Annotated in this window: 24 protein-coding genes; 13 read left to right on the top strand and 11 right to left on the bottom strand. The window is 69.6% G+C overall.

Annotation, left to right across the window (positions count from 1 at the left end; translation table 11 throughout):
- The first annotated feature begins 143 nt into the window (after positions 1-143).
- The 4 genes from ACFFIO_RS12780 to ccsB are packed head-to-tail and all read left to right on the top strand — an operon-like array spanning position 144 to position 4,500.
- Positions 144-818 (top strand): TlpA family protein disulfide reductase, encoded by a 675-nt coding sequence (locus ACFFIO_RS12780; protein ID WP_378042318.1) that lies wholly within the window; start codon positions 144-146, stop codon positions 816-818.
- A gap of 8 nt (positions 819-826) precedes the next feature.
- Positions 827-1,621, top strand: coding sequence for a cytochrome c biogenesis CcdA family protein (locus ACFFIO_RS12775; RefSeq protein ID WP_378042317.1), 795 nt, complete (start codon positions 827-829; stop codon positions 1,619-1,621).
- Positions 1,618-3,345, top strand: coding sequence for a cytochrome c biogenesis protein ResB (gene resB / locus ACFFIO_RS12770; RefSeq protein ID WP_378042315.1), 1,728 nt, complete (start codon positions 1,618-1,620; stop codon positions 3,343-3,345). The genes ACFFIO_RS12775 and resB overlap by 4 nt, the downstream gene beginning before the upstream one ends.
- A gap of 3 nt (positions 3,346-3,348) precedes the next feature.
- Complete coding sequence (gene ccsB, locus ACFFIO_RS12765; RefSeq protein ID WP_378042313.1) at positions 3,349-4,500, top strand: c-type cytochrome biogenesis protein CcsB; 1,152 nt, start codon at positions 3,349-3,351, stop codon at positions 4,498-4,500.
- Positions 4,501-4,574: 74 nt separating this feature from the next.
- Here ccsB and ACFFIO_RS12760 read toward each other — a convergent pair whose 3' ends face one another.
- The 4 genes from ACFFIO_RS12760 to ACFFIO_RS12745 all read right to left on the bottom strand — a co-directional run bounded on the left by ACFFIO_RS12760 (position 4,575) and on the right by ACFFIO_RS12745 (position 8,173).
- Positions 4,575-5,147: a hypothetical protein gene (locus tag ACFFIO_RS12760; protein WP_378042311.1), complete on the bottom strand. Its 573-nt coding sequence runs from the start codon at positions 5,145-5,147 to the stop codon at positions 4,575-4,577.
- 142 nt (positions 5,148-5,289) lie between these two features.
- On the bottom strand, positions 5,290-7,287 hold the full coding sequence (locus tag ACFFIO_RS12755; protein WP_378042310.1) for an alpha/beta hydrolase: 1,998 nt from the start codon (positions 7,285-7,287) through the stop codon (positions 5,290-5,292).
- 10 nt (positions 7,288-7,297) lie between these two features.
- Positions 7,298-7,636 carry a hypothetical protein gene (locus ACFFIO_RS12750; RefSeq protein WP_378042308.1) on the bottom strand — a complete coding sequence of 113 codons (339 nt, stop codon included), beginning with the start codon at positions 7,634-7,636 and terminating at the stop codon, positions 7,298-7,300.
- Positions 7,637-7,741: 105 nt separating this feature from the next.
- Complete coding sequence (locus ACFFIO_RS12745) at positions 7,742-8,173, bottom strand: PLD nuclease N-terminal domain-containing protein (protein WP_378042306.1); 432 nt, start codon at positions 8,171-8,173, stop codon at positions 7,742-7,744.
- A 77-nt stretch (positions 8,174-8,250) separates the two neighbouring features.
- On the opposite strand from ACFFIO_RS12745, the gene ACFFIO_RS12740 reads away from it, so the two are divergent.
- Entirely contained in the window at positions 8,251-8,547 is a 297-nt protein-coding gene (locus tag ACFFIO_RS12740; protein ID WP_378042305.1) for a DUF4229 domain-containing protein, read from the top strand.
- On the opposite strand, the gene ACFFIO_RS12735 is transcribed toward ACFFIO_RS12740, so the two are convergent.
- Together ACFFIO_RS12735 and ACFFIO_RS12730 are read right to left on the bottom strand one after the other, a co-directional pair.
- Positions 8,544-9,413, bottom strand: a complete 870-nt coding sequence (locus ACFFIO_RS12735; protein ID WP_378042304.1) for a 1,4-dihydroxy-2-naphthoate polyprenyltransferase — start codon at positions 9,411-9,413, stop codon at positions 8,544-8,546. The genes ACFFIO_RS12740 and ACFFIO_RS12735 overlap by 4 nt on opposite strands.
- 59 nt (positions 9,414-9,472) lie before the next feature.
- Complete coding sequence (locus tag ACFFIO_RS12730) at positions 9,473-10,744, bottom strand: AMP-binding protein (RefSeq protein ID WP_378042302.1); 1,272 nt, start codon at positions 10,742-10,744, stop codon at positions 9,473-9,475.
- A 71-nt stretch (positions 10,745-10,815) separates the two neighbouring features.
- Here ACFFIO_RS12730 and ACFFIO_RS12725 point away from each other — a divergent pair, with 71 nt between their 5' ends.
- Positions 10,816-11,421, top strand: a complete 606-nt coding sequence (locus ACFFIO_RS12725; RefSeq protein WP_378042300.1) for a GNAT family N-acetyltransferase — start codon at positions 10,816-10,818, stop codon at positions 11,419-11,421.
- A gap of 29 nt (positions 11,422-11,450) precedes the next feature.
- Here the strand turns inward: ACFFIO_RS12725 and ACFFIO_RS12720 are convergent, their stop codons facing one another.
- Complete coding sequence (locus tag ACFFIO_RS12720) at positions 11,451-12,434, bottom strand: 1,4-dihydroxy-2-naphthoyl-CoA synthase (RefSeq protein ID WP_378042298.1); 984 nt, start codon at positions 12,432-12,434, stop codon at positions 11,451-11,453.
- Positions 12,435-12,649: 215 nt separating this feature from the next.
- Complete coding sequence (locus ACFFIO_RS12715) at positions 12,650-14,257, bottom strand: MFS transporter (RefSeq protein ID WP_378042402.1); 1,608 nt, start codon at positions 14,255-14,257, stop codon at positions 12,650-12,652.
- A gap of 398 nt (positions 14,258-14,655) precedes the next feature.
- On the opposite strand from ACFFIO_RS12715, the gene ACFFIO_RS12710 reads away from it, so the two are divergent.
- Positions 14,656-15,399 (top strand): tyrosine-protein phosphatase, encoded by a 744-nt coding sequence (locus ACFFIO_RS12710; RefSeq protein WP_378042296.1) that lies wholly within the window; start codon positions 14,656-14,658, stop codon positions 15,397-15,399.
- A 139-nt stretch (positions 15,400-15,538) separates the two neighbouring features.
- Here the strand turns inward: ACFFIO_RS12710 and ACFFIO_RS12705 are convergent, their stop codons facing one another.
- From ACFFIO_RS12705 to ACFFIO_RS12695, 3 genes are all read right to left on the bottom strand, one after another.
- The gene (locus ACFFIO_RS12705; RefSeq protein ID WP_378042295.1) at positions 15,539-17,878 is read right to left on the bottom strand and encodes a S9 family peptidase; all 2,340 of its coding nucleotides are present in this window, start codon (positions 17,876-17,878) and stop codon (positions 15,539-15,541) included.
- A 109-nt stretch (positions 17,879-17,987) separates the two neighbouring features.
- Positions 17,988-18,731 (bottom strand): 3-hydroxyacyl-CoA dehydrogenase, encoded by a 744-nt coding sequence (locus ACFFIO_RS12700; protein WP_378042293.1) that lies wholly within the window; start codon positions 18,729-18,731, stop codon positions 17,988-17,990.
- Positions 18,732-18,821: 90 nt separating this feature from the next.
- Positions 18,822-20,324, bottom strand: a complete 1,503-nt coding sequence (locus ACFFIO_RS12695) for an NCS2 family permease (protein ID WP_378042292.1) — start codon at positions 20,322-20,324, stop codon at positions 18,822-18,824.
- A gap of 287 nt (positions 20,325-20,611) precedes the next feature.
- Between ACFFIO_RS12695 and ACFFIO_RS12690 the strand changes: the two genes are divergently transcribed.
- The 6 genes from ACFFIO_RS12690 (at position 20,612) to ACFFIO_RS12665 (ending at position 26,741) form a co-directional block, all read left to right on the top strand.
- Positions 20,612-21,424 carry an ABC transporter ATP-binding protein gene (locus ACFFIO_RS12690; protein ID WP_378042290.1) on the top strand — a complete coding sequence of 271 codons (813 nt, stop codon included), beginning with the start codon at positions 20,612-20,614 and terminating at the stop codon, positions 21,422-21,424.
- The gene (locus tag ACFFIO_RS12685; RefSeq protein ID WP_378042289.1) at positions 21,411-22,121 is read left to right on the top strand and encodes an ABC transporter ATP-binding protein; all 711 of its coding nucleotides are present in this window, start codon (positions 21,411-21,413) and stop codon (positions 22,119-22,121) included. Before ACFFIO_RS12690 ends, ACFFIO_RS12685 begins: the two co-directional genes overlap by 14 nt.
- Entirely contained in the window at positions 22,121-23,005 is an 885-nt protein-coding gene (locus ACFFIO_RS12680; protein ID WP_236557925.1) for a branched-chain amino acid ABC transporter permease, read from the top strand. The genes ACFFIO_RS12685 and ACFFIO_RS12680 overlap by 1 nt, the downstream gene beginning before the upstream one ends.
- Complete coding sequence (locus tag ACFFIO_RS12675; protein WP_378042287.1) at positions 23,005-24,042, top strand: branched-chain amino acid ABC transporter permease; 1,038 nt, start codon at positions 23,005-23,007, stop codon at positions 24,040-24,042. The genes ACFFIO_RS12680 and ACFFIO_RS12675 overlap by 1 nt, the downstream gene beginning before the upstream one ends.
- Positions 24,039-25,304 (top strand): ABC transporter substrate-binding protein, encoded by a 1,266-nt coding sequence (locus tag ACFFIO_RS12670; RefSeq protein ID WP_378042285.1) that lies wholly within the window; start codon positions 24,039-24,041, stop codon positions 25,302-25,304. The genes ACFFIO_RS12675 and ACFFIO_RS12670 overlap by 4 nt, the downstream gene beginning before the upstream one ends.
- A gap of 120 nt (positions 25,305-25,424) precedes the next feature.
- A complete protein-coding gene (locus ACFFIO_RS12665; RefSeq protein ID WP_378042283.1) occupies positions 25,425-26,741 on the top strand; it encodes an MFS transporter in 1,317 nt (438 codons plus the stop codon).
- Positions 26,742-26,804 lie beyond the last annotated feature (63 nt).

Below are 26,804 nucleotides of genomic sequence, written 5' to 3'. Positions count from 1 at the left end.
GCCCCCCGCGGACCTCCAGGGGCCATGTCCTCTCGATGTGGCAGAAGCGAAATCACCGTTCGTCCCGGCGGATTCCACCCGCGTCTACTACAGGCGGTAGAATCCAACGGACGCCCAATCCCCACTGGAGTATCCGAGCTGCCATGACCGTTCCACATCAGCACCGACCAGCCCACGGCTCCGGTCCCCGATCCGGGACCGGCCCGAGCCGGCGGAACGTGCTGGCCGGACTCGCCGGGCTGGCAGCATTGCCGCTGCTGGCGGCCTGCTCCACCGAGGACCCCCTGGCCGCCCAGGCGGGGAACGCGGACGGCAAGAACTACATCGCCGGTGACGGCTCCGTCCTGGAGATCGCCGCCGAGGACCGCGGCGAACCCGTGCAGTTCACGTCCACCGCCTTCTCCGGTGAATCCGTCAGTTCTGCGGACTGGCTCGGGGAGCCCGTGGTGCTGAACTTCTGGTACGCGGCGTGCGCCCCGTGCCGCGTGGAGGCTCCGGACCTGCAGTCCCTGCATGAGGAGTGGGAGCCGCAGGGCGTGCGGTTCGTGGGCGTGAACGTGCGGGACACCGCCGGCACCGCCGAGGCCTTCGAGCGGAACTTCGGGATCACCTACCCCTCGCTGGAGGACCGCGGCGGCCAGGTGCTGCTGGCCATGACGGACTATGTGCCGCCGCAGGCCGTGCCCACCACGATCGTCCTGGATCGCCAGGGCCGCGTCTCGGCCCGCATCCTCGGGGTCGCGGAGCGTTCCACCCTCAAGACTCTGATCGCCACCGTTGTCGACGAACCGGCCGATCCTGCCGACGAGCAGGCCTGAGCCGCCCGATGCTGCAGGCCGCCATCACCACCGCCACCGGCACCACCACCGTCAACAATCCCTTCGCCGAGATCGTCATGGACGGCTCGATGCTGTTGGCCATGCCCATCGCCCTGCTGGCCGGTCTCGTCTCCTTCCTCTCGCCGTGCGTGCTGCCGCTCGTGCCGGGCTACCTGGGCTACGTGACCGGGCTGACCGGGGCGGATCTGCAGGACCAGAAGCGCGGACGGATGCTCCTCGGCATCGCGTTGTTCGTCCTGGGTTTCTCCGCGGTGTTCGTGCTCGTGGGAATCGTGTTCTCCCAGGTCACCATCTGGCTGCAGGGGGACGGCGAATGGCTGACCCGCGTGCTCGGCGTGGTGGTGATGGTCCTGGGCGTGGTGTTCATGGGCGGGCTCGACCGGCTGCAGCAGGACCGCCGCCTGCACCTCCAGCCCAAGGCCGGGCTGTGGGGTGCCCCGGTGCTCGGCGTGACCTTCGGCTTGGGCTGGGCCCCCTGCATCGGCCCGACCATGGCTGCCGTCCTCGCCATGTCCACCGCCGGGTCCACCAATCCGGGTAAGGGCGCGCTGCTGGCTTTCATCTACTGCCTGGGCCTGGGCCTGCCGTTCCTGCTCATCGCCCTCGGCCTGCGCCGCGGCATGGGTGCCATGGCCTTCTTCCGCCGGCACCGGGTGGCCGTGATGCGCTTCGGCGGCGGGCTGCTGATCGTGCTCGGCGCGCTGATGGTGTCCGGGCTGTGGAACTCCTGGGTCGTTCAGCTGCAGACCTGGTTCGCCAACGAAGTGAGGCTGCCGATTTGAGTCAAGAAGACAACGTGCGGGCCACCCGGGCCGAGGAGGCCCAGTCGGACCGGACGACCCGCCAGCGTGAAGACCGCAGGGATGTTGCCGTCCCCGCGCTGGGCTTCAAGGAGTCCCTGCGCTTTGCCTGGCGGCAGTTGACCTCCATGCGCACCGCGCTGATGCTCCTGCTGCTGTTGGCCGTGGCCGCCGTGCCCGGATCCCTGTTCCCGCAGCGCCCGGCCGGCCCGGAGATCGTCAACCAGTACCTCAAGGACAACCCCGTCCAGGGTGAATGGCTGGACCGCTTCCAGATGTTCGACGTGTACTCGTCCGTCTGGTTCTCCGCCATCTACATCCTGCTGTTCGTCTCCCTCATCGGCTGCGTGGTGCCGCGCGCCGCCAAGCACGCCAAGGACCTGCGCTCCGCCCCGCCGCGGACCCCGCGCCGGCTGAACCGCCTGCCCGAGTACGGCAAGGTGGTCCTCGAGTCCACCGGGCCGTCCCCGCGGGACGCGGTGGCCCAGGCCGCACGGATCCTGAAGAAGCGCGGCTACCGCACGGACGTCCGCGAGGAGCCCGACGGCGGCGCTTCCGTGGGTGCCGAGCGCGGCTATGTCCGGGAGATCGGCAACATCTTCTTCCACCTGTCCCTCATCGGCGTGCTGGCCTTCATGGCCGTCGGCGGCCTGCTGAGCTATTCGGGGCAGAAGATCATCGTGGAGGGAGAGGGCTTCGCCAACACCCTCGTGGCCTATGACTCCTTCACCCCCGGCAGCGCCTTCTCCGAGGACCGGCTGGAGCCGTTCTCGATGACCCTGGACGGCTTCGAGGCGGTGTTCGACCGTGAGTCGGAGACCCACTACGGCCAGCCCCTGGACTTCACCGCGCACATGACCGTCCAGGAGGGGACCGGCGGCGAGGCGACGCAGCAGGACCTGAAGGTCAACCACCCGTTCGACATCGGCGGCACCCGCGTCTACCTCGTCGGCAACGGCTACGCGCCGGAGGTCACCGTCCGGGACGGCAACGGGGACATCGCGTTCCAGGGACCCGTCGTCGCGCAGGTCCAGGACCAGCTCTACACCTCGCTGATGGTCATCAAGGCCCCGGACGCGCAGCCGGAGCAGCTGGGCTTCGTCGGGTTCTTCCTGCCGACGGCCTACACCGGGGAGGACGGCGTGGCCGTCTCGATCGACCCGGAGCTGTACGAGCCCGAGCTGAACCTGAACTCGTACTACGGCGACCTCGGTCTGGACGACGGCGAACCGCAGAACGTATACGTGCTGGACACGGACAACCTCACCGAGCTGAACAACCGGGACCTCGAGTCCGGCGGCATCACGCTGAGCCCGGGGGAGTCCTACGACCTGCCGGAGGGCAAGGGCTCCATCAGCTTCGACGGCGTCCAACGCTACGTCGGCCTGGACATCCACCACGATCCGGGCAAGTGGGGCGTCGGCTTCTTCGCCGTCCTGGCCCTGGTGTCCCTGGGCGTGAGCCTGTTCGTGCGCCGCCGCCGTGTGTGGGTCCGTAGCGCCACCGGCCCGGACGGGTCCACCATGGTGGAGTACGGCCTGCTCGCCCGCGGCGAGGACTTCGGGCTGCGCGAGGAGAACGTCTCCCTGCGCCGCCAGTTCGAGAAGACCTGGCCCGTGGTCGCCCCGGAGGACGACTCCGGCAACCGCCAGACAGCATCATCCACCGCCGGGACCACCGGCGCCACCGAGAACCGACCGGAGTAACCCATGCAGTCCATCAACCTGCAGCTGGCCAGCTACAGCGACCTGTTCATGCTGATCGCTGCGCTGGTCTACGCCGCGGCCTTCATCGTGTTCGCCATCGACATGGCGACCTCGTCCAAGACCATCCGCACCCTCGAGGCCGAACTGGCCGCCGAGTCCGGCGCGTCCCGTGACGCCTCTGCAGCGGCGCTGCAGCGCCGCGAGCAGCTGGTGGGGGCCGGCGTCGTGAGCCAGGAAGCGAGCGCAGAGACCAGTACAGAGGCGAGCACGCAGCCGGCAGCCGGCTCCTCCTCGGCCGTCACGGGCCGCGGGGGGACGGGGGAGAAGACCGGTGCGGAGAACACCGATCAGCACCTCGTGGACGATGACATGGCGTACCTGGGCACCACGCGGCGCCCGGCCGCCAACGTGGCCGTGGCCCTGATGATCATCAGCGTGCTGCTGCACGCCTTCGCCGTGATCGCCCGCGGAGTCTCGGCCAACAGGGTGCCGTGGGGCAACATGTACGAGTTCTGCACCACCGGCGCACTGCTGGTCGCCGCGGTCTACCTGCTGTTCCTCATCCGGAAGGACCTGCGCTTCCTGGGGACCTTCGTCTCGGGACTGGTCGTGGTCATGATGTGCGCGGCCACCATGGGTTTCCCGACCCCGATCGCGCATCTGCAGCCGGCCCTGCAGTCCCCGTGGATCGTCATTCACGTCTCCGTGGCCGTGCTCGCCTCGTCACTGTTCGGCCTGACCTGCGCGATGAGCGTGCTGCAGCTGCTCCAGCACCGCCGCGAGGCCCGTCTGCGGACTGGGGGCGAGGGCAAGCCCGCCTTCATGCGCCTGGTCCCGTCCGCCTTCAGCCTCGAGAACTGGTCCTACCGCATCAACGCGGTGGGCTTCGTGATGTGGACCTTCACCCTGATCGCCGGTGCCATCTGGGCCGAGGCCGCCTGGGGCCGCTACTGGGGCTGGGACACCAAGGAGGTGTGGACCTTCGTCATCTGGGTGGTCTACGCCGGCTACCTGCACGCCCGCGCCACCCGAGGCTGGACCGGGGATCGGGCCGCCTGGCTCTCGATCATCGGCTTCGCCTGCCTGGTCTTCAACTTCACCATCGTCAACACCTACTTCCCGGGGCTGCACTCCTACGCGGGCATCCCGGAGTAGCAGCCCCCCTTTCAGTCGACTTGGGGTGGGTATCCTCGCGAAACACGCACCCCAGGTCGACTGAAAGCGCGGGGTCAGTGTCCCGCGGAGGGCGAACCGTCGGACGGCCCCGGGAGGGGCTTCGGCTCTCCGTTGGTGAACTTCGAGCGGTCGTCGTTGGGGTACAGCGGGTCGGCTGATCCATACATCGGGTCCAGCACCGATCGGATCATCGTGTGGCCGGCGGGCATCTCCAGGCATTCCGTCGACAGCTGGAGTGAAAGCCCCGGCCGGCCGGTGCCGGACGTGTAGGTGACGTTCAGTGTCAGGTCTCCCTTGGCCGCAGCGTAGAGGTTCTCCGAATTCGGCGCGGTGTTGCCCCGCTTCAGGTGTTCCCAACCCCGTCGCTCGGCCGCATCCTGAATCCGCTCAGCCGCGCTCTCGGCATCCTCCCGAGAGACGCCGACGCGACCTGAGGCTCCCGTCCAATGGGTCTCGCGGCTGGCCTGCTCCGGATCGGGATCCCCGAGGCAACTGTTCTCGGCCAGCTGTCCAACGGAGTCCCAACCGGCGGCGCGCACCAGATCCGGAATCTCCGCTTCCATGGCCCGGCCCTGTTCGGCGGAACGGGTCTCGGAGTCCGAGGTGGTGTCGGCTTCCGGATTCATGCATCCCCCTAGTGCCAGTGCTAAGGCCACGAGGGCCAGCATGGCGGTGTTGCGGCCTGTGTGTCCTGTACCCATGTGAATCGTGCGGTCCCGTTTCGTCGCCTGGTGTTTCTCAGTCTTGCATGCCGGCGAATGGCACCCCTCAGCGCAGGTCCTGGACCGGCACCGTCGGGATGCCGTTCTCGCGGTAGTGGTCCGTGTCCGTCTCCAACGGGTATTCGACGTACGGATAGGGGGAGCCGAAGGTGGTGTGGATCTCCGGTTCCAGGTAAGGGGCGACCTCCCCTCCGTACACCACGCCGGCGATGTTCTCGGCGGAGGTGGACCCGTGCTTGAAGTAATCCGTGTGGCCCCTCATCACCGTGGATCCATTGCCCAAGAACCCGGATTCCAGTTGGACGGCACCCATCTGCTGGACCGGGTTGGACCCCTCCCAGAAGGACCCGCCATGGGCTCCTCCTCCGAGGAGCTGCGCGGCGGCAATCGGGTCGTCGTTGGTCTGGATGAGGTACCGGTGGGCATATTCGTTCTCGGTGTCGTCCGGGGAGGACACCTCATGGCCGGTCCCGGCGGGTGCAACGTAGACGATGTTCGTCGAGTCCAGTCCCTCGCGTTCGGCCGTGCCGAGCAACGAACCGCCCGCGCTGTGGCCCACATAGGTCGTGTCCACGTCCCGGGTCCGCTGGGTGGACATCTCCAGATCGGCGGCATGGTCGAAGGCGGCGAGACGGGGTGCGCCCTGCTCGTTGAAGTGGGGTGTCGCATTGTCCCGGATCAGGTCCTGGGGTAGGTCGGACCCTTGCCAGTAGATGGAGACCGTGCCCTCCGAATCATCGCCGTCCATCGCGTCCAAGGCGCTGTTGTAGCGATCCACGCTGGCGATGGTGGAGTTGGTCCCGGGAACGAAGGTCACGGCCCGCTCGGTATCACTGGAGGGCTCGCCCCGCATGGTGGCGATCTGGCCGAGGCCCTCGGTGGAGACGTAGACCGTGGAGTAGCCCGGGAGTACGTATGAATCAGGGTTGCTGGCCGCAGTCGGGTCCGGCTCGGGGAACTCGTCTCGCCCGTACGCGTCCCATGCCTGGGTGAGGCCTTGCAGGACAGTCTCGAGACGAGCCTCCTCGTCCTCCCACTGCCCACGCTCGTAGGCATTGCCGGGAGCGTGCTGCGGCCTGTTCTTCCGGTGTTCTGCCAGCTTCTCCGCCGTCTGCTCCCGCAGCCCCGCCACCGTGACCCGGTTGGTCCGCCCGCGGGTGGCCAGCGGGATGCCGTTGAGGTTGCCGGTGACGGCCGGAAACAACAGCATCAGGCGCTCGCGTTCGTGGTCCTCCAGGCCCAGCCAGGCCCCGCGGATGCCGGCGATGCCGTCCTCGCTGAGCTGCGCGTCGTCCGCCATGGCCTCGGACATGATCTCCTCGGCCGAACCGGGGATCGGATTCCCCGGCAGTTCGTTCTCCGCCAGGGCCCGAGCTGCCTCCGGATTGGCCTCCAGCCAATCCCGCAGCTCTTCCTCGGTCAGTCCCCGCAGGTCCCGCCAGATGCTCTGGGGATCAAGCTCGCCGAACGTCTCGTCCAGCTCGCTGGTCATGGCCGCCCAGTTCAGGGTGCCCTCATCCCGGGGGCCGTTGACGGCCGGCAAGCCATCCGTGGTGCCGATGGAGATGGCCCCGATCGCCGACTCGAAGGTCTCCTGGGCGTTGTCCCAATCGGTCGTCAGGCTGGTGGCCCGCTCGTTGAAGGTCAGGATGGCCGCACGGACCTCCTCCACCTCGGCCTCATCGTCCGAGGACAGGGCGGCGCTGCGCCGTGAGGACAGCCCAGGTTCTTCCTGGTCCAGGTCCTCCCGCTCGGTCTGCAACGGCTGGCCGGTGGCAACGAAATCGTCGATGGCGTCCTTGGCGGAGGCGAGCGCGGAGGCCCAGTCCTCGGCGTGGGGCTCGAGGACGTCCAGCCCGGTCCACACTGCGTCCTCGGTGCCATCATGCCGGTACCACGTTCGGAACCCCTGCCAGGAGGCCTGGGCATCCGCCATGGACTCCTGAACGTTCTTCGACTCGGTCTTCAGGTCCGCGGCCGCATCGCTGAGCGTGTCCCACGCGGACTCGACCGCCGGGTAGGTCTTCAGTGCGGGAAGGGTCATGGTCTGCGGATCACCCCTCGTCCTCGGGTGCGGTGATGTCCGCCAGGGAGCCCATGGCCGCGCGACCATCGGAGTTCATGATCCCGTCGGACTCGATGAAGGCATCGGCGGCGCCGGCCACGCAGGAGGCTTGGTGCAGGATCAGATTCGAGATGCGCTCACCGGTGCCGGAGCGCTCTGTCCAGAAGCCGGAGAAGGCCGTCTGCGCGGTGGATGCCGTGCCGAAGGCACCGGAGAGGTCATCCCCGGCCGTGCGGGCCGCCACGGCGGCCGTGTCCAGGATCTGTCCGTCTCCGGCCACCCGGACCAGGGTGGAGTGGATGCCTTCGGGCTGGATGTCGTGTGCCACGATCCTCAGCCTCGCACCGATGACGGGACACGGCGATGGGGACAACTCCCCATCGCGGTTCACGCCCCGGTTCATGCCACGGTGCCGGGCACCCGAGGCGGGGGGTCAGGACTGGTCGGCGCCGCCGTCGGGCTTGGGGGTGTTGGCCCCGCCGGACTCGCCGGTGCCGTTGTCCTTCGGCTTTCGCTTCTCCTGGGCCTTCAACTCGGCTTCGCGGCGGTCCAGTTCGGCCTGGCGAGCGGCCTGCTTGCGCTGGACGTCGAGCTGGCGCAGGAAGGCCGCATCGTCGTCAGGGGATTGCGGGCGCTGGGGGCGCGCCGGGCCGCTGGCGGTGCCACCGCCGCTCGAGGACCCGCGACGCCGGCCCAGGAAGAGCCACAGCAGCGCACCGACCAGCGGGACCAGCACGATGATCAGAATCCACACGGCCTTCGGCATGGCCCGCACCTGGTGGCGCGGGGTCATCAGGCACTCGATCAGCGAATAGATGATGAGGCCGGCGGCGACGATGCCGAGGGGGATGAGGAAGCGGGGCATGGCTCCAGTCTACGGACCGGTGCCACCACGGTTAAACCGGCCGATCAGCTGCCGGCCGATCCCGGTAGACTGCCGTGGTGCGAGTTTTCAAGTATGCCGTGATCCGCCTGGCCGTCTTCTTCGTGGTCTGGGGCGCCTGCATGCTGCTCGGCCTCGGATGGATCTTCTCCACGATCGCGGCGGCCGTCATCGCGCTGGCCGCGGGGTACCTGTTCTTCAACGACCTGCGCACCGGCGCCGGCAGTGATGTGGCCAGTGCCTGGGAGGGACGCGGGAAGCGGGAGCAGTTCAAGTCCGAGCAGGCTGATGCGGAGGCCGAGGACTCCTACACCGAGGGCCGGTACTTCGATCCCGGCAGCGACGAGAAGCTTTAGAGCACCAGCCCCGCGGCGAACAGCACCGCGTAGACCAGGCCCAGGATGCCGGTCAGCTTGAGCACCGGGATGAGGTCCCGGCGCTCGGTGGAGCGGATCATGGTGATCGAGGGCCGGACGGCCACGGCGGCCGTGAGCGCCACGAGCCACAGCCACGGGTACTGGCCGGTGAAGCACAACGGCAGCACGATCGCCACGGCCACCATCACCACATAGGACCAGCGGGCGGGGGTGTCCCCGAGCCGGGCGGCCAGGGTCATCTTGCCGGTCTGGCGGTCGGTCGGGATGTCCCGGACGTTGTTGGCCATGAGCAGGGCGGTGGAGACCAGCCCACAGCCCACGGCTCCGGCCCACGCCGGGCCGGACACGGCCAGGGCCTGCGTGTAGGTGGTGCCGAGGACGGCCACGAGGCCGAAGAAGATGAAGACGAAGACCTCGCCGAGGCCCCGGTATCCGTAGGGCTTCTGGCCCCCCGTGTAGTACCAGGCGGCCACGATGGCCAGGACCCCGACGACGGCCAGCCACCAGGTGCCCGACCAGGCGATGAGGCCGAGGCCGGCCACGGCGGCGACCCCGAAGCAGGAGAACGCGGCCGCCTTGACGGCGCGCGCCGGGGCCGCCCCGGAACCGGTCAACCGCAGCGGGCCGACGCGGTCGTCGTCGGTACCGCGGATGCCGTCCGAGTAGTCGTTGGAGTAGTTCACGCCGACCTGCAGGGCCAGGGCCACGATCAGGGCCAGCACCGCCCTGCCCAGGTGGAATCCGTCCAGTGCGAAGGCGGCGGCGGAGCCGATGAGTACCGGGGCGATCGCCATCGGCAGGGTGCGCAACCGCGCGCCCTCGATCCACTGGGCGGCTGTGGCCATGGTGTGGGTACCTTCCTGGGGTTCTGGAACGTTCTGGAGCGGTGGGGATCAGGTGCGGGTCAGGTGGAGAAGCGGTTGAGCAGGGCCTGCCGGTCGGTTTTGCCGTTCGGCAGCAGCGGCAGGGCTTCGAGCACCAGCCACTGCTTGGGCACCGCTGCCGGTCCCAGCTGGGCACGGATCGCCTCGCGGGCGGCGGCCTGGTCGAACGGCGGGTGACTCCGGCCCGCCGCCACGGCGGCGCACACGCGCTGGCCCCACTCGTCGTCGCGGACCGCTCCGACGAAGGCCGCCTGCACACCCGGCAGCGATTCGAGGACCTGCTGGACCCTCGCTGCCGAGACCTTCACGCCGCCGGTGTTGATGACGTCGTCCACGCGGCCGGTCACGGTGAGGTGCTGCCGGCCGGGTGGCCCTTCCACGGTGCCGGTGTCCTCGGTGAGGAACCAGCGGGCGCCGGTGCCGGTATCGGGACCAGCGCTGAGGCCGGTGCCGGGGCCGGCACCGAAGTACGCCGCGGTACGTTCCGCGTCGTCGAAGTAGCCGGCGGCGACCATCGGGCCGGACAGCCGCAGGCGGGGGACACCAGGGTGGACTCCGCCGTCCGCGTCCGCGTCCGGGTCGGTGACGAGGTCCGCGGTCACCCCGTCCAGGGGGACGCCGTCATACACGCAGCCGCCGCAGGTCTCGCTCATGCCGTACGTCAGATGGATCCGCAGGCCGGCGTCGGCGGCTGCCTCCCGGACCCGGTCCGGGAGGCGTGCGCCGCCGATGAGGATCGCGTCGAAGGTGCGGAGGGCATCCACCGCGGCCCCGGCGAATCCGGCGCCAGAAGGGCTCGAGGCACCCGGGCCGGCGTCGGGCACCAGGAGGCGGGAGAGCATGGTGGGCACGAGGGACAGGGCGCGGAAGCCGGTGCCGCGTTCCATCCGGTCCACGGCCTCCACGAAGGACTGCGGCTTGAACGGGCCGGGGGCCAGCGGGACGGGGGTGGTTCCGGCCGCGATGGAGCGGGAGAGCACGGCCAGTCCGGCCACGTAGTGCAGGCCCACTGCCAGCAGCCACTGTCCCTCGCCGCCGATCCGGCTGGCGGTCGCCGCGGCCGAGGCGGCCAGGGCCTCGCGCGTCAGCAGGGTCTGCTTGGGGGTCCCGGTGGAGCCGGAGGTGCGCACGACGGCGACCGTCCCCCTGGCACCGCCGGCCGCCGGATCCGCGGCATCGGGACGGAGGACGATCCGGCCGCCCTCGGTGAACTCGACCGGAGGGCCGGAGCCGTCCAGGGCAGCGGCCAGCGCACGCTGAGCGCGGTCGAGGTCGGCAGGGGTCACAGGCACGGATCGAGTCTAGCCAGTGGCGAGACGGTGTAACCCCGAGGGGTCAGGCGGCATCACACTAGGATCGGCCCATGACCACGCCCAGACGCACCATCGGCCCGGTTTCGATGACCGGCCGGCTCGTTGACCTTGAACCCCTGACAGTGGATCACGCGCCAGGCTTGCGCACGGCAGTGGCGGACGGGCGGCAATGGGAGCTGTGGTACGCGAACGTTCCCACGCCGGAGGGCATGGCGGCGGAGATCGACCGGAGGCTGGACTTGCAGGAGGCCGGCATGATGGTTCCCTACGCGACGCGGCGGGTGTTCGACGGTGCCCTTATCGGCATGACGACCTTCTTGAACGTGGACCACACCGTCCCCCGTCTGGAGATCGGCGCCACCTGGAATGCCGCTTCCGTCTCGGGCACGGGAACCAACGCCGAGTCGAAACTACTGATGATGACTCAGGCCTTCGACGTGTGGGGTGTGGCCGCCGTCGAATTCCGGACCGACTGGATGAACGGCCCTTCCCGCGCCGCTATCGAGCGGCTGGGCGCCAAGCTCGACGGAGTACTCCGCCAGCAGGCCCAGCGCGATGGCTATGTTCGCGACACTGCCGTCTACTCCGTGGTTGCGGCCGAGTGGGCGGCGGTCAGGAAGGGCCTTGAATTCCGGATCCGTCGGCATGTGGGGTAGTGAGGGTCCGGGCCTGACGCCCAGCCCGCTCAGAAGTGGTGCGGGAACGCCGACCAGTCGGGATCACGCTTCTGCAGGAACGCGTCCCGGCCCTCCACGGCCTCATCCGTCATGTAGCCCATGCGGGTGGCCTCGCCGGCGAAGACCTGCTGGCCGGCCATGCCGTCGTCGGCCATGTTGAAGGCGAACTTGAGCATGCGGATGGCCTGCGGGGACTGGCGGTTGATGTCCGCGGCGTACTCGAGGGCCACCTCCTCGAGGCGCTCGTGGTCCACGGCCTCGTTCACCGCGCCCATCTGCACCATCTGTTCGGCGGAGTACTCGCGGCCGAGGAAGAAGATGGCCCGGGCGTTCTTCTGGCCGGCGTGGCGGGCCAGCAGCTCGGAGCCGTAGCCGGCGTCGAAGGAGCCCACCGTGGCGTCGGTCTGCTTGAACTTCCCGTGCTGCCTCGAGGCGATCGTCAGGTCGGCCACCACGTGCAGGGAGTGCCCGCCGCCGGCCGCCCAGCCGTTGACGACGGCGATGACCGGCTTGGGCGTGGTGCGCATGAGCCGCTGGACCTCGAGGATGTGCAGGCGGCCGGCGCGGGCCGGGTCTACGGTCTCGGCAGTGTCCCCCCCGGCGTAGCGGTAGCCGTCCCGGCCGCGGATGCGCTGGTCGCCACCGGAGCAGAACGAGTGGCCGCCGTCCTTGGCGGAGGGGCCGTTGCCGGTGAGCAGGATGCAGCCGACGTCCGTCGTCATGCGGGCGTGGTCCAGCGCCCGGTACAGCTCGTCCACCGTGCCGGGCCGGAACGCGTTGCGGACCTCCGGGCGGTCGAAGGCGATGCGGACGGTCGGCAGGTCCCGCACGATCGCCCCGGAGGAGTCCCGCTCCACCTGGCGGTGGTAGGTGAGGTCCTCGAAGTCGAAGCCGTTCACCACCCGCCAGTGCTGCGGGTCGAAGAGGTCCGACACCTTCTCCGGCAGGGCGTTAGGGTAGGCGGTTGCGGGGGAGGTCTGTTCAGTGCTCACCCGGCCGAGTCTAGTTCCAGGGGGTGGTGCGTCCGTTCGCGCGCCTACGCCGCCAGATAGGCTTTCAGTGCTTCCGTGATGAGTTAGACCTCGGTGAGGCTCTCCCCTTGCGAAGTATGTGCACATGAGTCTGGACCCTTTCACACGAGAAGGGAGTCTTCGCGTGAAATGGTCCAGACTCAATCGGGGCGCATCAGGCCGGTGAGGGAGGCTGATCAGGTGACGGGCGCACCCACGCGGGTGCCGCCGTCGGGATCCTCGACACCGTCACCGACACCGTCAGCCCCGTCTCGCCCATGCATCGCCACACCGCCGGCGCCGGTGGCGGCGGCCTCGCGGGCCTCGGCGGCCAGGGTGAGCATCTGCTCCTCGTCCATCGTCCGCTGCTCGGGCTGGCGCCCCTCCTCGAGGGCCGTCTCGGCCGGGGAGCCGGGGACCACGGCGGAGCCGATGGATCCGGGGACCTCGGAGCCGCGCAGGGAGGCGCCGGCGGTCTCCCGCATGAACCAGGCGCAGACCAGGCCCACGGCGCAGGCGGCCATCATGTAGTACGCCGGGAACTGCACATCGCCCGTGACACCGATGCCCCATTCGTTCACCAGGGCGGCGGTGCCGCCGAAGATGGACGTGGCGATGTTGTAGGTGATCGCGAAGCCGGAGAACCGGGCGTGGGTCGGGAACATGGCCGGGAACGTGGCGGTGATCGTGGACAGCTGCGGGATGTACAGCAGGCCCAGTACGGCGAAGCCGAGGATCGCCAGTCCGAAGTTCATGCCCATCAGCATGAACATCGGGATGGCCAGCAGGATCAGCCCGCCCAGGGAGAAGAACCAGGACGGCTTGCGCCCGTGCTTGTCCGAGAGGCCGCCGGCCCACGGCATGAGCGCCATCATGGCGACCTCGCCGATGAGGATGACCATCAGGCCGGCCGCAGCCGGCAGGCCGATCTGCTGCTCCAGGTAGGTCGGCATGTAGGACAACAGCGTGTAGTTGACCACGTTCACCGAGATCACCAGCCCGGTCATCACCAGCATCGGCTTCCAGTGCTCGCGGAACAGCGCCGGCAACGACGGCGGCGTGGGAGTCCCGCTCGCCGAGGCGCCTTCCGCCGTGGTGGGGCCAGCCGAAGCGGCCGAAGCGGCCGGTGCGGTGGGGGCCTCACCCGGCGCGCCGGCGTCATGCGCGGTGCCGTGGTCAGGCGAGCCGTTCATCTCCTCATAGACCGGGGTGTCGTCCAGCTTGGAGCGCAGGTAGAAGCCGATCAGGCCCATGGGGGCGGCCAGCAGGAAGGGCAGGCGCCAGCCCCAGGAGGACATCTGCTCGGGGGAGAGGATGAGTTCCAGCAGGAGCATGATCGCCGTGCCCAGGGCGAAGCCGCCCAGGGTGCCGAACTCCAGGAACGAGCCGAAGAAGCCGCGCTTGCGGTCCGGGGCGTACTCGGACATGTAGGTGGCCGCACCGCCGTACTCGCCGCCGGTGGAGAAGCCCTGGACCATGCGCAGCACGATCAGCAGGACCGGGGCCAGGACGCCGACCTGTTCGAAGGTCGGCAGCACGCCGATGAGGAACGTGGCACCGGACATCATCAGGATGGTCAGGGCGAGGATGCCCTTGCGGCCGATCCGGTCACCCAGCGGACCCCAGACGAGGCCGCCGATCGGGCGGACCAGGAAGGAGATCGCGAACGTCGCCAGGGTCAGCAGCATGCCGCCCTCGCCCGGGAAGAAGTTCTGCGTGATGTAGGCGGTGGCCACGGCGTAGACGCCGTAGTCGTACCACTCCGTCGCGTTGCCGAGGGCCGAGGCGGCCGTGGCCTTGCGGATGGCGGCGGCCGGGGTCTTCTTCCGCGGCGGACGGGTCGGCCGGGAGAAGCGGTTGCGCCGCCGGGACTGGCCGGACTGCGGGGCCGTCTGGGGCGAGCCAGAGGGGAGAACTACCGAGGGATGGGACTCTGTTTCGGACACAGGTGATCTTCCTGGTGCGGTTCACCCCGCCAGGGGTGTTCCAGGGCCGATCGGGCGTGAGGCCCGGTCCTCCCAGGGAGGGTGGACCAGGGGCGCCGGAGTCGAGTCCGGTGAGGACGGCCCCGGAATGCTGACTCGGGGACCCACCTGGGATTGCAGACAATCGACCGTAGCCGAGGTGGTGGGGGCCAGGTCAAATCCAGGTGAGATACATCACGGTCGGCGCTGAGGGTCGCGACAGTGGCACAGTGGGTTGCATGAGCGAGGATTTCACGGCCCCCGTGATCTGGGAGGGGGCGGTTAACGCCCGCCGCGTCCTGGGTGGCGTCTACCGGATGGGACGGCTGGAATGGCTGACGGATCACGGTTGGCAGCAGCTGCGCCGGGACGGCGTGAGTACGGTGATCGACCTCCGCGGCACCCCCGAGCGCCGGCGCCGCCCCACCGACCCTGAGGTGTCCGAGGCGGCCTATGCCGGCATCGAGATCCTGCACCGGCCCGTGGAGGATCACACGCATGACGGTTATGAGGACTATCTGGCCCCTGCGCTCGCCGACGGCGCACCGTATCCCAACCATCCGCGGTACTACCCGTCCACGCTCCAGTATTTCCCGGACCGTGTGGCCGCCGTGTTCACGGCCATCGCCGCCGCGCCCGGCTCGGTGGTGCTGCACTGCTCGGCCGGGCGGGACCGGACGGGCCTGGTGGTCACCCTGCTGCTGTTGCTCGCCGGCCGCCGGGACCTGGTCGGACCCCAGTACGACGCCGGCGCTCGCGGCATCAACGAATGGCACCGCATCAGCCCCGTGCCCCACCCCCATGAGCGGCATCTGGACGGGGCGGAGCTGGACGCGTTCCTCTCCGGTCGGATCGAGGCCCTGGAGGAGTTCGCCGCCTCGCTGCCGGATGCCGAGGCCGTGGCCGATCTCCTCACCGCCCACGGCATGACCGAGGCCGAGCTGGCGGCGGTCCGGGCGAAGCTCGGCCCCTGCGCGCCCTGACCCGCCACGGCGCAGGGCCTGACCACGGCTGCCGCCAATGTTGTGTCTGGAGGGATTCACGGATCAAGCCCCCTTTCGCGTGAATCCCTCCAGGCTCAACGCCGCTGATCGTGACCCTGGCCGGGCGCCGGTCGGCGGATCAGCGGAGCTCGGTGGCGCCCAGGGCCGTCAGCAGGAACGCGTAGTCCCAGGCGCGGTCCTCCCAGGCCCGGTACCGGCCGGAGGCGCCGCCGTGGCCGCCGTCCATCTCGGTCTTGAGCACGATCGGGGCACCGCCCTCGGCCAGCGGCGTGGTCTGGTCCGAGGTGACGGTGCGGCGCAGCTGCTGGACCCACTTGGCCGGCTCCACGTACAGCACGCGGGTGTCATTCAGGGAGGTCACCGCGGCGACCGCCGGGTAGTCCACCGCGCGCACGTTCTCGTAGGGGGTGTACTCCTGCATGTACCGGTAGACCTCGGGATCGGTGATGGGGTTGCCCCACTCCTCCCACTCCAGGGCGGACAGCGGCAGGTCCGGGTCCAGGATGGAGGTCAGCGCGTCCACGAACGGCACCTGGGCCACGCAGGCCCGGTACAGCTCGGGGGCCAGGTTCAGCACGCCGCCCATGAGCAGTCCGCCGGCGGAGCCGCCCATCGCCGCGATCCGGTCCGGGTCCACCCAGCCGGACTGCGCCACGAAGCGGGTGGCGTCAACGAAGTCGGTGAACGAGTTCTTCTTGTGCAGCTTCTTGCCGTGGTCGTACCAGCCGCGGCCCAGCTCGCCCCCGCCGCGCACGTGCGCCACCACGTAGACCACGCCCCGGTCCAGCAGGGACAGCCGCGCGGCGGTGAAGCCAGGGTCCATGGACATCTCGTAGCTGCCGTAGCCGTAGACCACACACGGGTTCGAGCCGTCCCACTCGGTATCCTGGCGGCGGATCACGGTCAGCGGGATGGCGGCCTTGCGGGCGTCCCCGGCGGCGCTCTCGGCCGGGGCCCACCAGCGCTCCACGAGGTACTGCTCCGGGTCGTAGCCCGGGACCTCGACCTGCCGGCGCAGGTGCAGCCGGCCCGAGTCCTCCCCGCCGTCCACCTCGTAGTCCAGGACCTGGGTGGGAGTGACCCAGGAGGAGTACCCGAGCCGCAGGAACGGCGAGTCGAAGGGGGCCGCTCCCAGTTCGCAGGAGTACAGCTCCTCGCCGAAGTCCGGCTCCACCGGCGCCGCCTGCCCCTCGGTACCCAGTCCAGCCAGCGGCATCACCAGGGTGCGCGGGGTCGTCTCGCGGCGCACGCCCAGGACCAGATGCGTGGCGGTGACCGCAGTGCCGTCCACCTTCGTGGAGTCTGAATGCCGCACGACGGTGCGCCAGAACCGCGGATCCGTCACCGTGTCCCGGGCTGCCAGTGACACCATGTTGTTCGGGGCTGGCGTGGGGCCGTGCTCCTCGTCCTCGCTGGAGAAATCCTTGTTGTGCACGATCACGTAGTACCGGCCGGTGCTGTCCTGGCCGCCCTGGCCGCCCTGGCCGCCCTGGCGGCCGGCGGTGTCCAGGGTGACCGGATCCACGTCATGCAACAGTCCGAGATCCCGGGAGACCAGCATCCGCAACTCGCCCAGCGGCTCGTCGGGGGAGTCGGGCAGGTCCAGGGCGAGCGTCTCGGCGATCTCCGAGTTGCCCACGGAGACCAGCAATTCGGTACGGTCCGCGGAGAGCCCGAAGCCGGACCACATGCCGGGATCGTCCTCCTGGAACAGCAGGCGGTCCTGCTCCACGCCGGTGCCGAGGGTGTGGGCGAGGATCCGGTAGGGGCGCCAGGAGTCGTCCGGGACGGTGTAGAACACCCGGGTACCGGTGGCGTCGAACACCAGCCCGTAGGACACGTTGGGGATCTCGTCCGCCAGGTCCGTACCGGTGCGCAGGTCCCGGATGCGCAGGGTGAAGCGCTCGTCCCCGGCGTGGTCCACGGCGTAGGCCATCAGGTTCCCGTCCCGCGAGACGGCGATCCCGCCCAGGGAGAAGAAGGGCTGGCCCTCAGCTTCGGCGTTGCCGTCCAGGATGACCTGTTCGCCGGCCACCGGCACGCCGGGCTCGATCACCGGCGGAGTCCAGTCGGCCAGTCGGTCACCGGTGTCGGTGGCCCGGACGCGGCAGTGGGTGGCGTACTGCTGGCCCTCCTCGGTGCGCACGAAGTACCACCAGCCGTCCTTGCGGGAGGGCACGGACAGGTCGGTCTCCACGGTGTGGGCCTTGATCTCCCCGAAGATCGCCGCGCGCAACGGTTCCTGGTCTGCCGTCACGGATGCCGTGTACGCGTTCTCGGCGTTGAGGTGCGCGATGACCTCGTCGGACTCCTTGTCCCGCAGCCAGTCGAAGTCGTCGGTGAACGTGTGCCCGTGGTGTGTGCGGGTCACGGGCCGCGCCTCGGCCACCGGGGGCTGGGAGCCGCCGGCCGGCGTCGTGGTATCCGTGCTGGTGTGCTGGGAGCTCGCGGAAGTCATACAGGCCATTCAACAGCACGGACCGCCGGCCCCGGGTGTGGGGGCGGGCGGTCCGCTCTCGGCTGAGGTGCCGTCGCACTGTGGCGCTGAGGCTCTGTGGAGGCAGGGTCTACTTCGGGGCCATGCGGATGGCGCCGTCCAGGCGGATGGTCTCCCCGTTGAGCATGCGGTTCTGCATGATGTGCAGGGCCAGCTCCGCGTACTCCTCCGGCTGGCCGAGGCGGGACGGGAACGGGACCTGCTGGCCCAGCGACTCCTGCGCGGACTCGGGCAGCCCCGCCATCATGGGGGTCCAGAAGATGCCCGGGGCGATCGTCATGACGCGGATGCCATGGCGGGCCAGCTCGCGGGCGATCGGCAGGGTCATGGCGGCCACGCCGCCCTTGGAGGCCGAGTACGCGGCCTGGCCGATCTGGCCGTCGAAGGCCGCCACGGAGGCGGTATTGATGATGATCCCGCGCTCGCCGTCCTCTCCGGGCTCGTTCTGTGCCATCGCCTCGGACGCCAGGCGGATCACGTTGAATGTGCCGATGAGGTTGATCTGCACGGTCCGCGCGAAGGACTCCAGCTCGTGCGGCCCCTGCCTGCCGAGCACCTTCTCCGCGGTGGCGATACCGGCACAGTTCACGACGCCGGCCAGCGGCCCGCCCTGCTGGCCCGCCACCTCCACGGCGTGGGCCACCTGCGCCGGGTCCGTCACGTCCGTCTCGACGAGGACGGCCCCTGAAGGAGGTGTGCCCTTGAGGTCGGCGGCCACCACGCGGGCGCCACGGGCCAGCAGGGCTCGGGCGGTGGCGGCGCCGAGGCCGGAGGCCCCGCCGGTGACAAGGAACGTGCGGTCGGTGAACTCCATGGTGCTCCTGGGGTGCGGTTGGCTGGGTTAATGGTTCTTAACGACTCAGACCGTACCGCAGGGTGACTGTGGGGTGTGTCACCACCGCACTCACACGCCCAGCAGGCCGCGGAAGACGCCCATGCCGAAGTAGACGACGAAGGCCGCCGCCACCACCCACAGCAGCGGGTGGACGTCCTTGCCCCGGCCCTGCGCTGTGCGGATGACGGCGTAGGCGATCATGCCGGCGCCGATGCCGTTGGCGATCGAGTAGGTGAACGGCATCAGGATGAAGGTGAGGAAGGCCGGCAGGGCGGCGCCCCAGTCCGACCAGTCGATCTGGACCACCTGGGTGGCCATCATGAAGCCGACCACCACGAGGGCCGGAGCCACGGCCTCGAACGGCACCAGGTAGATCAGCGGTGTCAGGAACATCGCCAGCAGGAACAGCACACCGGTGACCACGGAGGCGAAGCCGGTGCGGGCCCCCTCGCCGATGCCGGTCCCGGACTCCACGAAGATCTGGTTGGCGGAGCCGGAGGCACCGCCGCCGCCGGACACGGCCAGCGCGTCCACCATGAGGACCCGGTTCAGGTGCGGGATGTCCCCGTCCTTCGTGACGTTTCCGGCCTCCCGGGCCAGGCCCACGGAGGTGCCCATGGCGTCGAAGAACACGGACAGCAGGATGGCGAAGACCAGCAACAAGGCCATCAGCGGGCCGACCTGGGTGAAGGCGCCGAGGAGGTCGGCCTGGCCCACGAGGGAGAGATCCGGTGCGGACCATTCGGGGAAGGACGGGGCCACCAGGGACCAGCCGGTGGGGTTGGCGTTGCCCGCCTCGTCCACGGACGGGCCGATGTGGAAGACGGCCTCCAGGATGTTGGCCAGCACCGTGGCCACCACGATCCCGATGAGGATGGCGCCGCGGGTCTTGCGGACCACGAGCACGGCGGTCACCAGCAGCCCGACGACGAAGACCAGCACCGGCCAGCCCTCCAGTTCCCCGCCGGTCCCCAGCCCGACCGGCACGGTGGTCCCGGCGGCATCGGGCACCCGGCGGATGAAGCCCGAGTTGACCAGGCCGATCAGGGCGATGAACAGGCCGATGCCCACCACGATCGCGGTCTTCAGGGCGTCCGGGACGGCGTTGAACACGGCCTGACGGAAGCCGGTGGCCACGAGGAGGACCATGACCAGCCCGGCGATCACCACCAGGCCCATGACGGCGGGCCAGGTGATCCCGGTGGTGGTGGCGACCGTGATGGCCACGAGCGCGTTGACGCCCAGACCGGCGGCCAGGGCGAAGGGGTGGCGGGCCCACACGCCCATGGCGATGGTGGAGATGCCGGCCACGAGGGCGGTCACCGCGGCGACCCGGGCGATGCCGAGGGTGTCCCCGTTGGCGTCGGGGCCGGAGAGGACCAGTGGGTTGAGCACGATGATGTAGCTCATCGCCAGGAATGTGGCGAGGCCGCCGCGGATCTCCTGGGCCACCGTCGAGCCGCGTCTGGTGATCATGAAGAACCGGTCCAGGGCGTTCTTCGGGCCCGGGGTGTCCACGGAGTTCACGGTGTCCAGTGTGGCGGGGGCGGAGGGCGACTCTGGCGAAGGCATGGGGGACATGTTAGCGGCGACGGGCTGGTGCCGAGGCGGGCGGGGAGGCCCCGGGGCCGGTCTTGTGCGGGAGATCACAGGCGACGGGGTTGCCGGCCGGACGTCACGAAAAGGGCACGGTCCCACTGATTGCCACCAATATTGTTGGCAATCCTGCCCGGATGCGCCTACGATCCAAGCCAGACGCGGTTGTGATCTGGATCACCCCCCTCCGGCCTGACCCGTCTGCACTACTCCCACGGGAGTGGTGTCCCCCTTCACCCCGCACCGGAAGAGTCAGTGGGCACATGGCAGCACGTTTGACGTTGGCGGAGGTCAACCTCCACTTCGGCGGAGTGACCGTCCTGAAGGATGTCGGCTTCGCCGTGGAACCGGGAACGGTCCTCGGCCTGGTCGGCCCCAACGGGGCGGGCAAGACCTCCCTGTTCAATTGCATCTCCGGCCACTACCGGCCGAGCTCCGGCTCCATCCGGATCGACGATGCCGAGATCAGTCAGATCCGCCCGGCCGGCATGTCCCGCCACGGCCTCGCCCGGACCTTCCAGCACCCGGCGCTGCAACTGGAGTCCACCGTCCTGGACAACGTGCTGTTGGGCGGACACGCGCGCCTGCCGGGCGGGCCGGCGTCGTGGGCCGTGCGCCTGCCGCCGATGGTCCGCAGCGAACGCGAGCTGAGGGCCGAGGCACTGGGGCGGTTGGAGGACCTCGGCCTCGGCTGGGCGGCGCACCGCAGCGCGGACGAACTCTCCCATGGCCTGCACAAAGGCGTGGAACTGTGCCGGGCCCTGATGGCGCGGCCGCAGGTACTGCTGCTGGACGAGCCCGCCGCCGGGCTGTCCCACGGCGAGGTCGACGCGTTCATCCAGACCATCCACGGCCTCAAGGCCGTCGGCGAGATCACGCTCGTGATCGTGGAACACCACATGGGGGTGATCTCCGCCCTGGCGGACCGGGTCGTCGTGCTGGACCACGGCAGCAAGCTCATGGAGGGGACCGCGGCGGAGGCCCAGTCCGATCCCCGGGTGATCGAGGCGTATCTGGGCAAGGAGAGCAAGGACAGTACGGACACGGCGGAGGGCATCGGCGATGACGCTGCTTGAGATCACGGACCTGACGGCGCACTACGGCCCCGTCCGAGTGCTCCACGGGGTGTCTCTGAGCGTCCCCGAGCGGGGCGCCGTAGGCATCCTCGGCGCCAACGGAGCGGGGAAGACCACCACCCTGCGCGCCATCAGCGGTGCCGTCAGGACCGGTGGACAGATCCGCTTCGAGGGCCAGGACATCCGTGGCCGGAAGCCGAACGAGGTCGCCGCCCTCGGAATCGCCCACGTGCCGGAGGGGCGCGGCACCCTGGGAAACCTCACGGTCAAGGAGAACCTCCAGGTGGGGGGCTACCTGCGCAAGGACCGCAAGCGGATCCAGCAGGACATCGACCACCTGCTGGAGCTGTTCCCCAACCTGCAGGAGCGCTACACCGCGAACGCCTCGGCCCTGTCCGGAGGCGAGCAGCAGATGCTGGCCGTGGGCCGCGCCTACATGGCTCGCCCCAAGCTCCTGCTGCTGGACGAGGCCTCCCTCGGGCTGGCCCCCAGCACCGCGAAGACCGTCTATGACGCGATCCGGGCGCTGCGCGAGGAGACCGGCGTGGCCATGCTCCTCGTGGAGCAGAACGCCAACCTCGCCTTCACGATCGTGGACACGGCGACCGTCCTGGAGACGGGCCGCAGCGTCCTGAGCGGAACCTCGGCGGAGCTCAAGGGCCGTGACGAGATCCGCAAGGCATACCTGGGAGGCTGATGATGGGAACCTTCATCCAATTGGTGGTCGACGGCCTCGCCATGGGCTCTGTCTACGGGGCGATCGCGCTGGCGATCGTCCTGGTCAACCAGTCCACCGGCATGATCAACTTCGCCCAGGGCGGCATGGCCGTGCTCTCGGCCTACCTGGCCTTCACCTTCCTCGGGCTGGGGCTGCCCCTGATCGTGGCCATCCTGCTCTCCGTGGCGGCCTCGTTCGTCATCGGGGCACTGATCGAACGCTTCCTGATGCGCCGCTTCATGGGCGGGGCGGAGGACACCCAGGTGGTGGTCACGGTCGGACTGCTGACCCTGCTCACCGGCATCTGCGGGTGGCTGTGGTCCTACAACAACCTGCAGTTCCCCTCCCTGTTCCCGTCCTCGGCCTTCACCTTCCTGGGTGCCGCGATCAGCTGGCGGTCCCTCGGCACCTTCCTGGCGATCGCCGGGATCATGGTTCTGCTGCAGTTGCTGTTCCGCCAGACCAAGCTGGGCCTGGCCCTGCGTGCTGTGGCGGACAACCGTCAGTCCGCGTCCTTCGCGGGATTGCCGGTCGGGCGGCTGCTCATGGTCGGCTGGGGGCTGGCCGCCGCACTCGGCGCGGTCGCCGGAGCCCTCGTGGCACCGCGGCTCTCGCTGACCCCGGGCATGCTGGACACCACCCTCGTCTACGCGCTGGCCGCCGTCATCCTCGGTGGGATCACCAGCCCCGTCGGGGTGGTCGTCGCGGCGTGGCTGATCGGCGTCCTGGAGAACCTGGCCGCCGTCTACGTGCCGATCATCGGCCATGACCTGAAGATCGCGGTGCCCTTCATCCTGCTCTTCGTGGTCCTCCTGCTGCGGCCCCAGGGTCTGTTCGGACGCAAGACCGTGGTGCGAGTCTGATGGGCGCGCAGAAGACCGGACTGCTCCGGACACCGTGGTTCCAGCTCACCCTCGCCCTGGTGGTCGTGGTGCTGCTCGTGGTGGCCCCCTTGCTGCTGCCCATCCCCGTCAACCAGACGCTGGCGCGGGTCGGCGTCTTTGCCGTCGCCGTGCTCGGCCTCAACGTCATCATGGGCTACACGGGCCAGGTCTCCCTCGGCCAGATCTTCTTCCTGGGCCTCGGCGCCTACGTCACCGCCTACGGGGTGGAGAACGGCTGGAACATCGCGCTGGTGTTCCTCGCCGCCGTCGTCATCCCCGGCGTGGTCGGACTGATCGTGGCCCTGGCGGCCGCGCGGCTCGGGGGACTGGCGATCGCCATGGTGACCATCGCCCTGCCGATCATCGGCGTCCCCCTGGCCAAGCGGCTCAGCGATCTCACCGGCGGCTCCCAGGGCATCTCCGCCCGGTTCTCATCCGCGCCCGACTGGACCGGCCTGGCCAATGACCAGTGGCAGTACTACCTCGTGCTGGGCATCGGCGGGATCTCCTTCCTGCTGGTCTTCAACCTGGTCCGCGGCAAGTACGGCCGGGCCTTCCGGATCGTCAAGGAGAACGAGGCCGTGGCCGGGGCCATGGGCATCTCGCCCTACCGGTACAAGGTCCTCGCCTTCACGATCGCCTCGATGGTCGGCGGCGTCAGCGGGTTCCTCTACATGGTGGTCGTGCAGTACACGTCCCCCGAGACTTTGGCCTTCCACCACTCGATCAGCCTGCTGGCCGCCATGGTGGTCGGCGGCGCCGGCAGCATCATCGGCTCGCTGATCGGTGGCGTCTACTACGTGCTGGTCCCCAACTTCACCAACGAGGTGGCCCCCACGCTCACCTCACTCATCCAGGGCGCGATCCTGCTGCTGGTGCTGTTCGTCCTCCCCGGCGGCGTCGCCAGCCTGCCGAGGGTGCTGCGCCGCTGGACCGGCCGCTCATCGCGCCCGTCATCCAGTACCAGTCCCACTACCCCTCCCAGTTCCGCTTCAGCAAAGGAAGACTCGCCATGATCCTGAAGAAGAAGGTCCTCAGTGCCGTTGCCATGGGCGCCGTCGCCGCCATGGCCCTGTCCGGATGCGGCCGTTCTGACGGCGGCGGATCGGACGGCGGTGGAGACGGCGGCGGAGCGGCGGCCAGCCCCGGCATCACGGACGAGGCCATCACCCTGGGCGTCACCACCCCGCTCAGCGGCGGCACGGCCGGTCCGGGCACCTGCACGGTGGCCGGACTCGCCGCGTACATGGGCGCGGCCAACGAGGCCGGCGGCATCGAGTTCGGGGACGGCAAGACCCGCACGGTGGAGATCGAGGCGTTCGACGACACCTACGATCCGCAGAAGGCGCTGTCCAACTTCCAGCAGAACAACGGCAACGTCTTCGCATTCACCTCCGGCCTCGGCACGCCCACCAACCGGGCCTACCGCGAGGCCGCCATCGATTCCGAGGTCCCCCAGGTGCTCGTCCAGACCGGTGACCCGATCTTCAGCGACCAGACCGAGAGCCCCTGGCAGCTGGGCTTCGTGCCGATCTACCAGAACGAGGGGGAGGCCTTCGGTGAGCTGCTGGCCGGTTCCGACGAGGACCTGACCGTCGCCATCCTGTCCCAGAACGACGACTACGGCGAAGGCTACGTCGAGGGCTTCAAGGAGGCCATCTCCGGCTCTGAGAACATCGAGATCGTTTCGGAACTGACCTATGAGGCCACGGACACCTCGGTCGACGCCCAACTCACCGAACTCGCCGGGACGGACGCGGACGTGTTCTTCAACGCCATGTCCATCACCCCGCTCGTGATCTCCTCGATCGAGAAGAGCCGCGAGCTGGGCTGGTCCCCGAGTTGGTTCCTGCCGTCCAACACCTCCAGCCCGGTCGCCATCCTCGAGCCGGCCGCCGCTGACGCTGAGGACGGCTTCTACTCGGTGTCCTTCGCCAAGGCCCCGCAGAGCCCGGCCTTCGCCGAGGACGAGGACGTGGTGGCCTTCCTGGAGAACCTCGAGCAGTACGCCGCCGATTACACGACCACGCCGGACTTCCCGCACTGCATGTGGAGCTACATGGTCGGTGCCACCCTGGAGGAGGCCTTCAAGAACATGACCGAGCCGACCCGGGAGAACTTCATGGAGGCCCTGCGCAGCATCGAGGACCTGCAGGCCCCGCTGATGCTCGAGGGCACCTCGGTCAACACCACCGAGGACGGCCAGCCGGCCGTGTCCACCGTGGTGGTGCAGAAGTACAACGGGCAGGGCTACGAGACCGCGGAGTCCTTCGACTAGGCCCGTCCCGCGCGGCAGTCCCGCACAGAAACCCATCCCGCGCTGGCCCGGCCGGTCCTCTGACCGGCCGGGCCGGCGCGCTCCGGTAGCGTGGCTCCCGAGTCCAGCGAAAGGCGAGCCATGTCCGCAGCCGAGCGCCGGCGTCGCCGGTTCGGGGGTTTCCGCGGCGGACCGCTGGAACAGGCCTTCCAGATCTATGCGCCCTCGGCCGTCTACGCGGTGGGCCTCGGCGCGATCATGCCGGCCATGGCCCCGGCCGCCACGGCGTTCGGCGCCTCACTGGCACTGGCGGCCGCCTCGGTCACCCTGGTCAGCATCGGCTCCCTCGTCGCCAATGCGCCGGCCGCCTGGCTGGCCTCCCGCGCCGGTGAACGCATCACGATCATCGTCTCCGCCTGGGTGGGGTCCCTCGGCGCCCTGGTGACCCTGGCCGCCGTGGCCGGATGGCTGCCGGTGGCGGATCACACCGGGCTCGGCCTGCTGCTCGCCGGCCTGGTGATCGTGGGCATGGCCGGCGCCGGCTTCAACCTTGCCCGCCAGTCCTACCTCGCGGTGGCCGTCCCGGGCAGCCATCGGGCCCGGGCGATGTCCACCCTCGGCGGCACCATCCGCGTCGGCATGTTCGCCGGGCCCTTCCTCGGGGCCGGACTGCAGACCGTCATGGGCCTGCAGGGAGCCTTTGTGGTGGCCACGGCGGCCATGGTGCTCGCCGCCGGCATGAGCTTCACCATCAAGGACCTGCCCGTACCGGGAACGACGCCGGCCGGCAGCTCCCAGCCCGCCTCGCCCACCGCTGCGCCCGCTTCTTCAGCCACCAACGGGCCGGGCCACCGGCCCACCATGCGGTGGCTGGCACGCCGGCACCGCCGGGTGCTGCTGACCGCTGGCATCGGCGTGCTGTGCCTGTCCGCGGCCCGGGCCAGCCGTTCTGCTGTGATCCCGCTGTGGGCCACGGAACTCGGCTTGAGCCCAGCGGCGGCCTCGGCGGTCTACGGGCTCACGGGGCTGGCCGATCTGGTGATGTTCTACCCCTCGGGGTTCCTCATGGACCGCCGGGGACGCCGCGTGGTGGCCGTGTTCTGCATGGCCGGACTGGCCCTGGGCACGGCACTGGTGCCGTTGACCGGATCCCCCTGGTGGTTCGCCGCGGTGGCCGTGGTGGTGGGCCTGGGCAACGGCTTCGGCTCCGGGATCGTGATGACGCTCGGCGCCGACTACTCGCCGCCGGAGGGCCGGCCCCAGTTCCTGGCACTGTGGCGGCAGCTGTCCGATGTCGGCATGCTCACCGGGCCGGCGGTGCTCTCCGCCGTCACGGGGATGGCCGGACTGGCCTTCGGCATCTGGGCGGTGGCGGCGATCGCGGCGGCCGGTGCCGTCATCTTCGCCCGCTCGCTCCCCAAGGGGCCCGGCTCGGTGGCGGAGCTGGTGGCCCGCTAGACGGTATGTATTGACCCGTCGCGGTTCGCGAGGGGTTGCGGGCCGGGGCCTCGCTCACAGAGA

Origin of the sequence: Citricoccus parietis (assembly GCF_042433045.1) — a bacterium.
GTDB lineage: Bacteria > Actinomycetota > Actinomycetes > Actinomycetales > Micrococcaceae > Citricoccus > Citricoccus parietis.
This window is presented reverse-complemented; position numbering and strand designations above follow the sequence as displayed.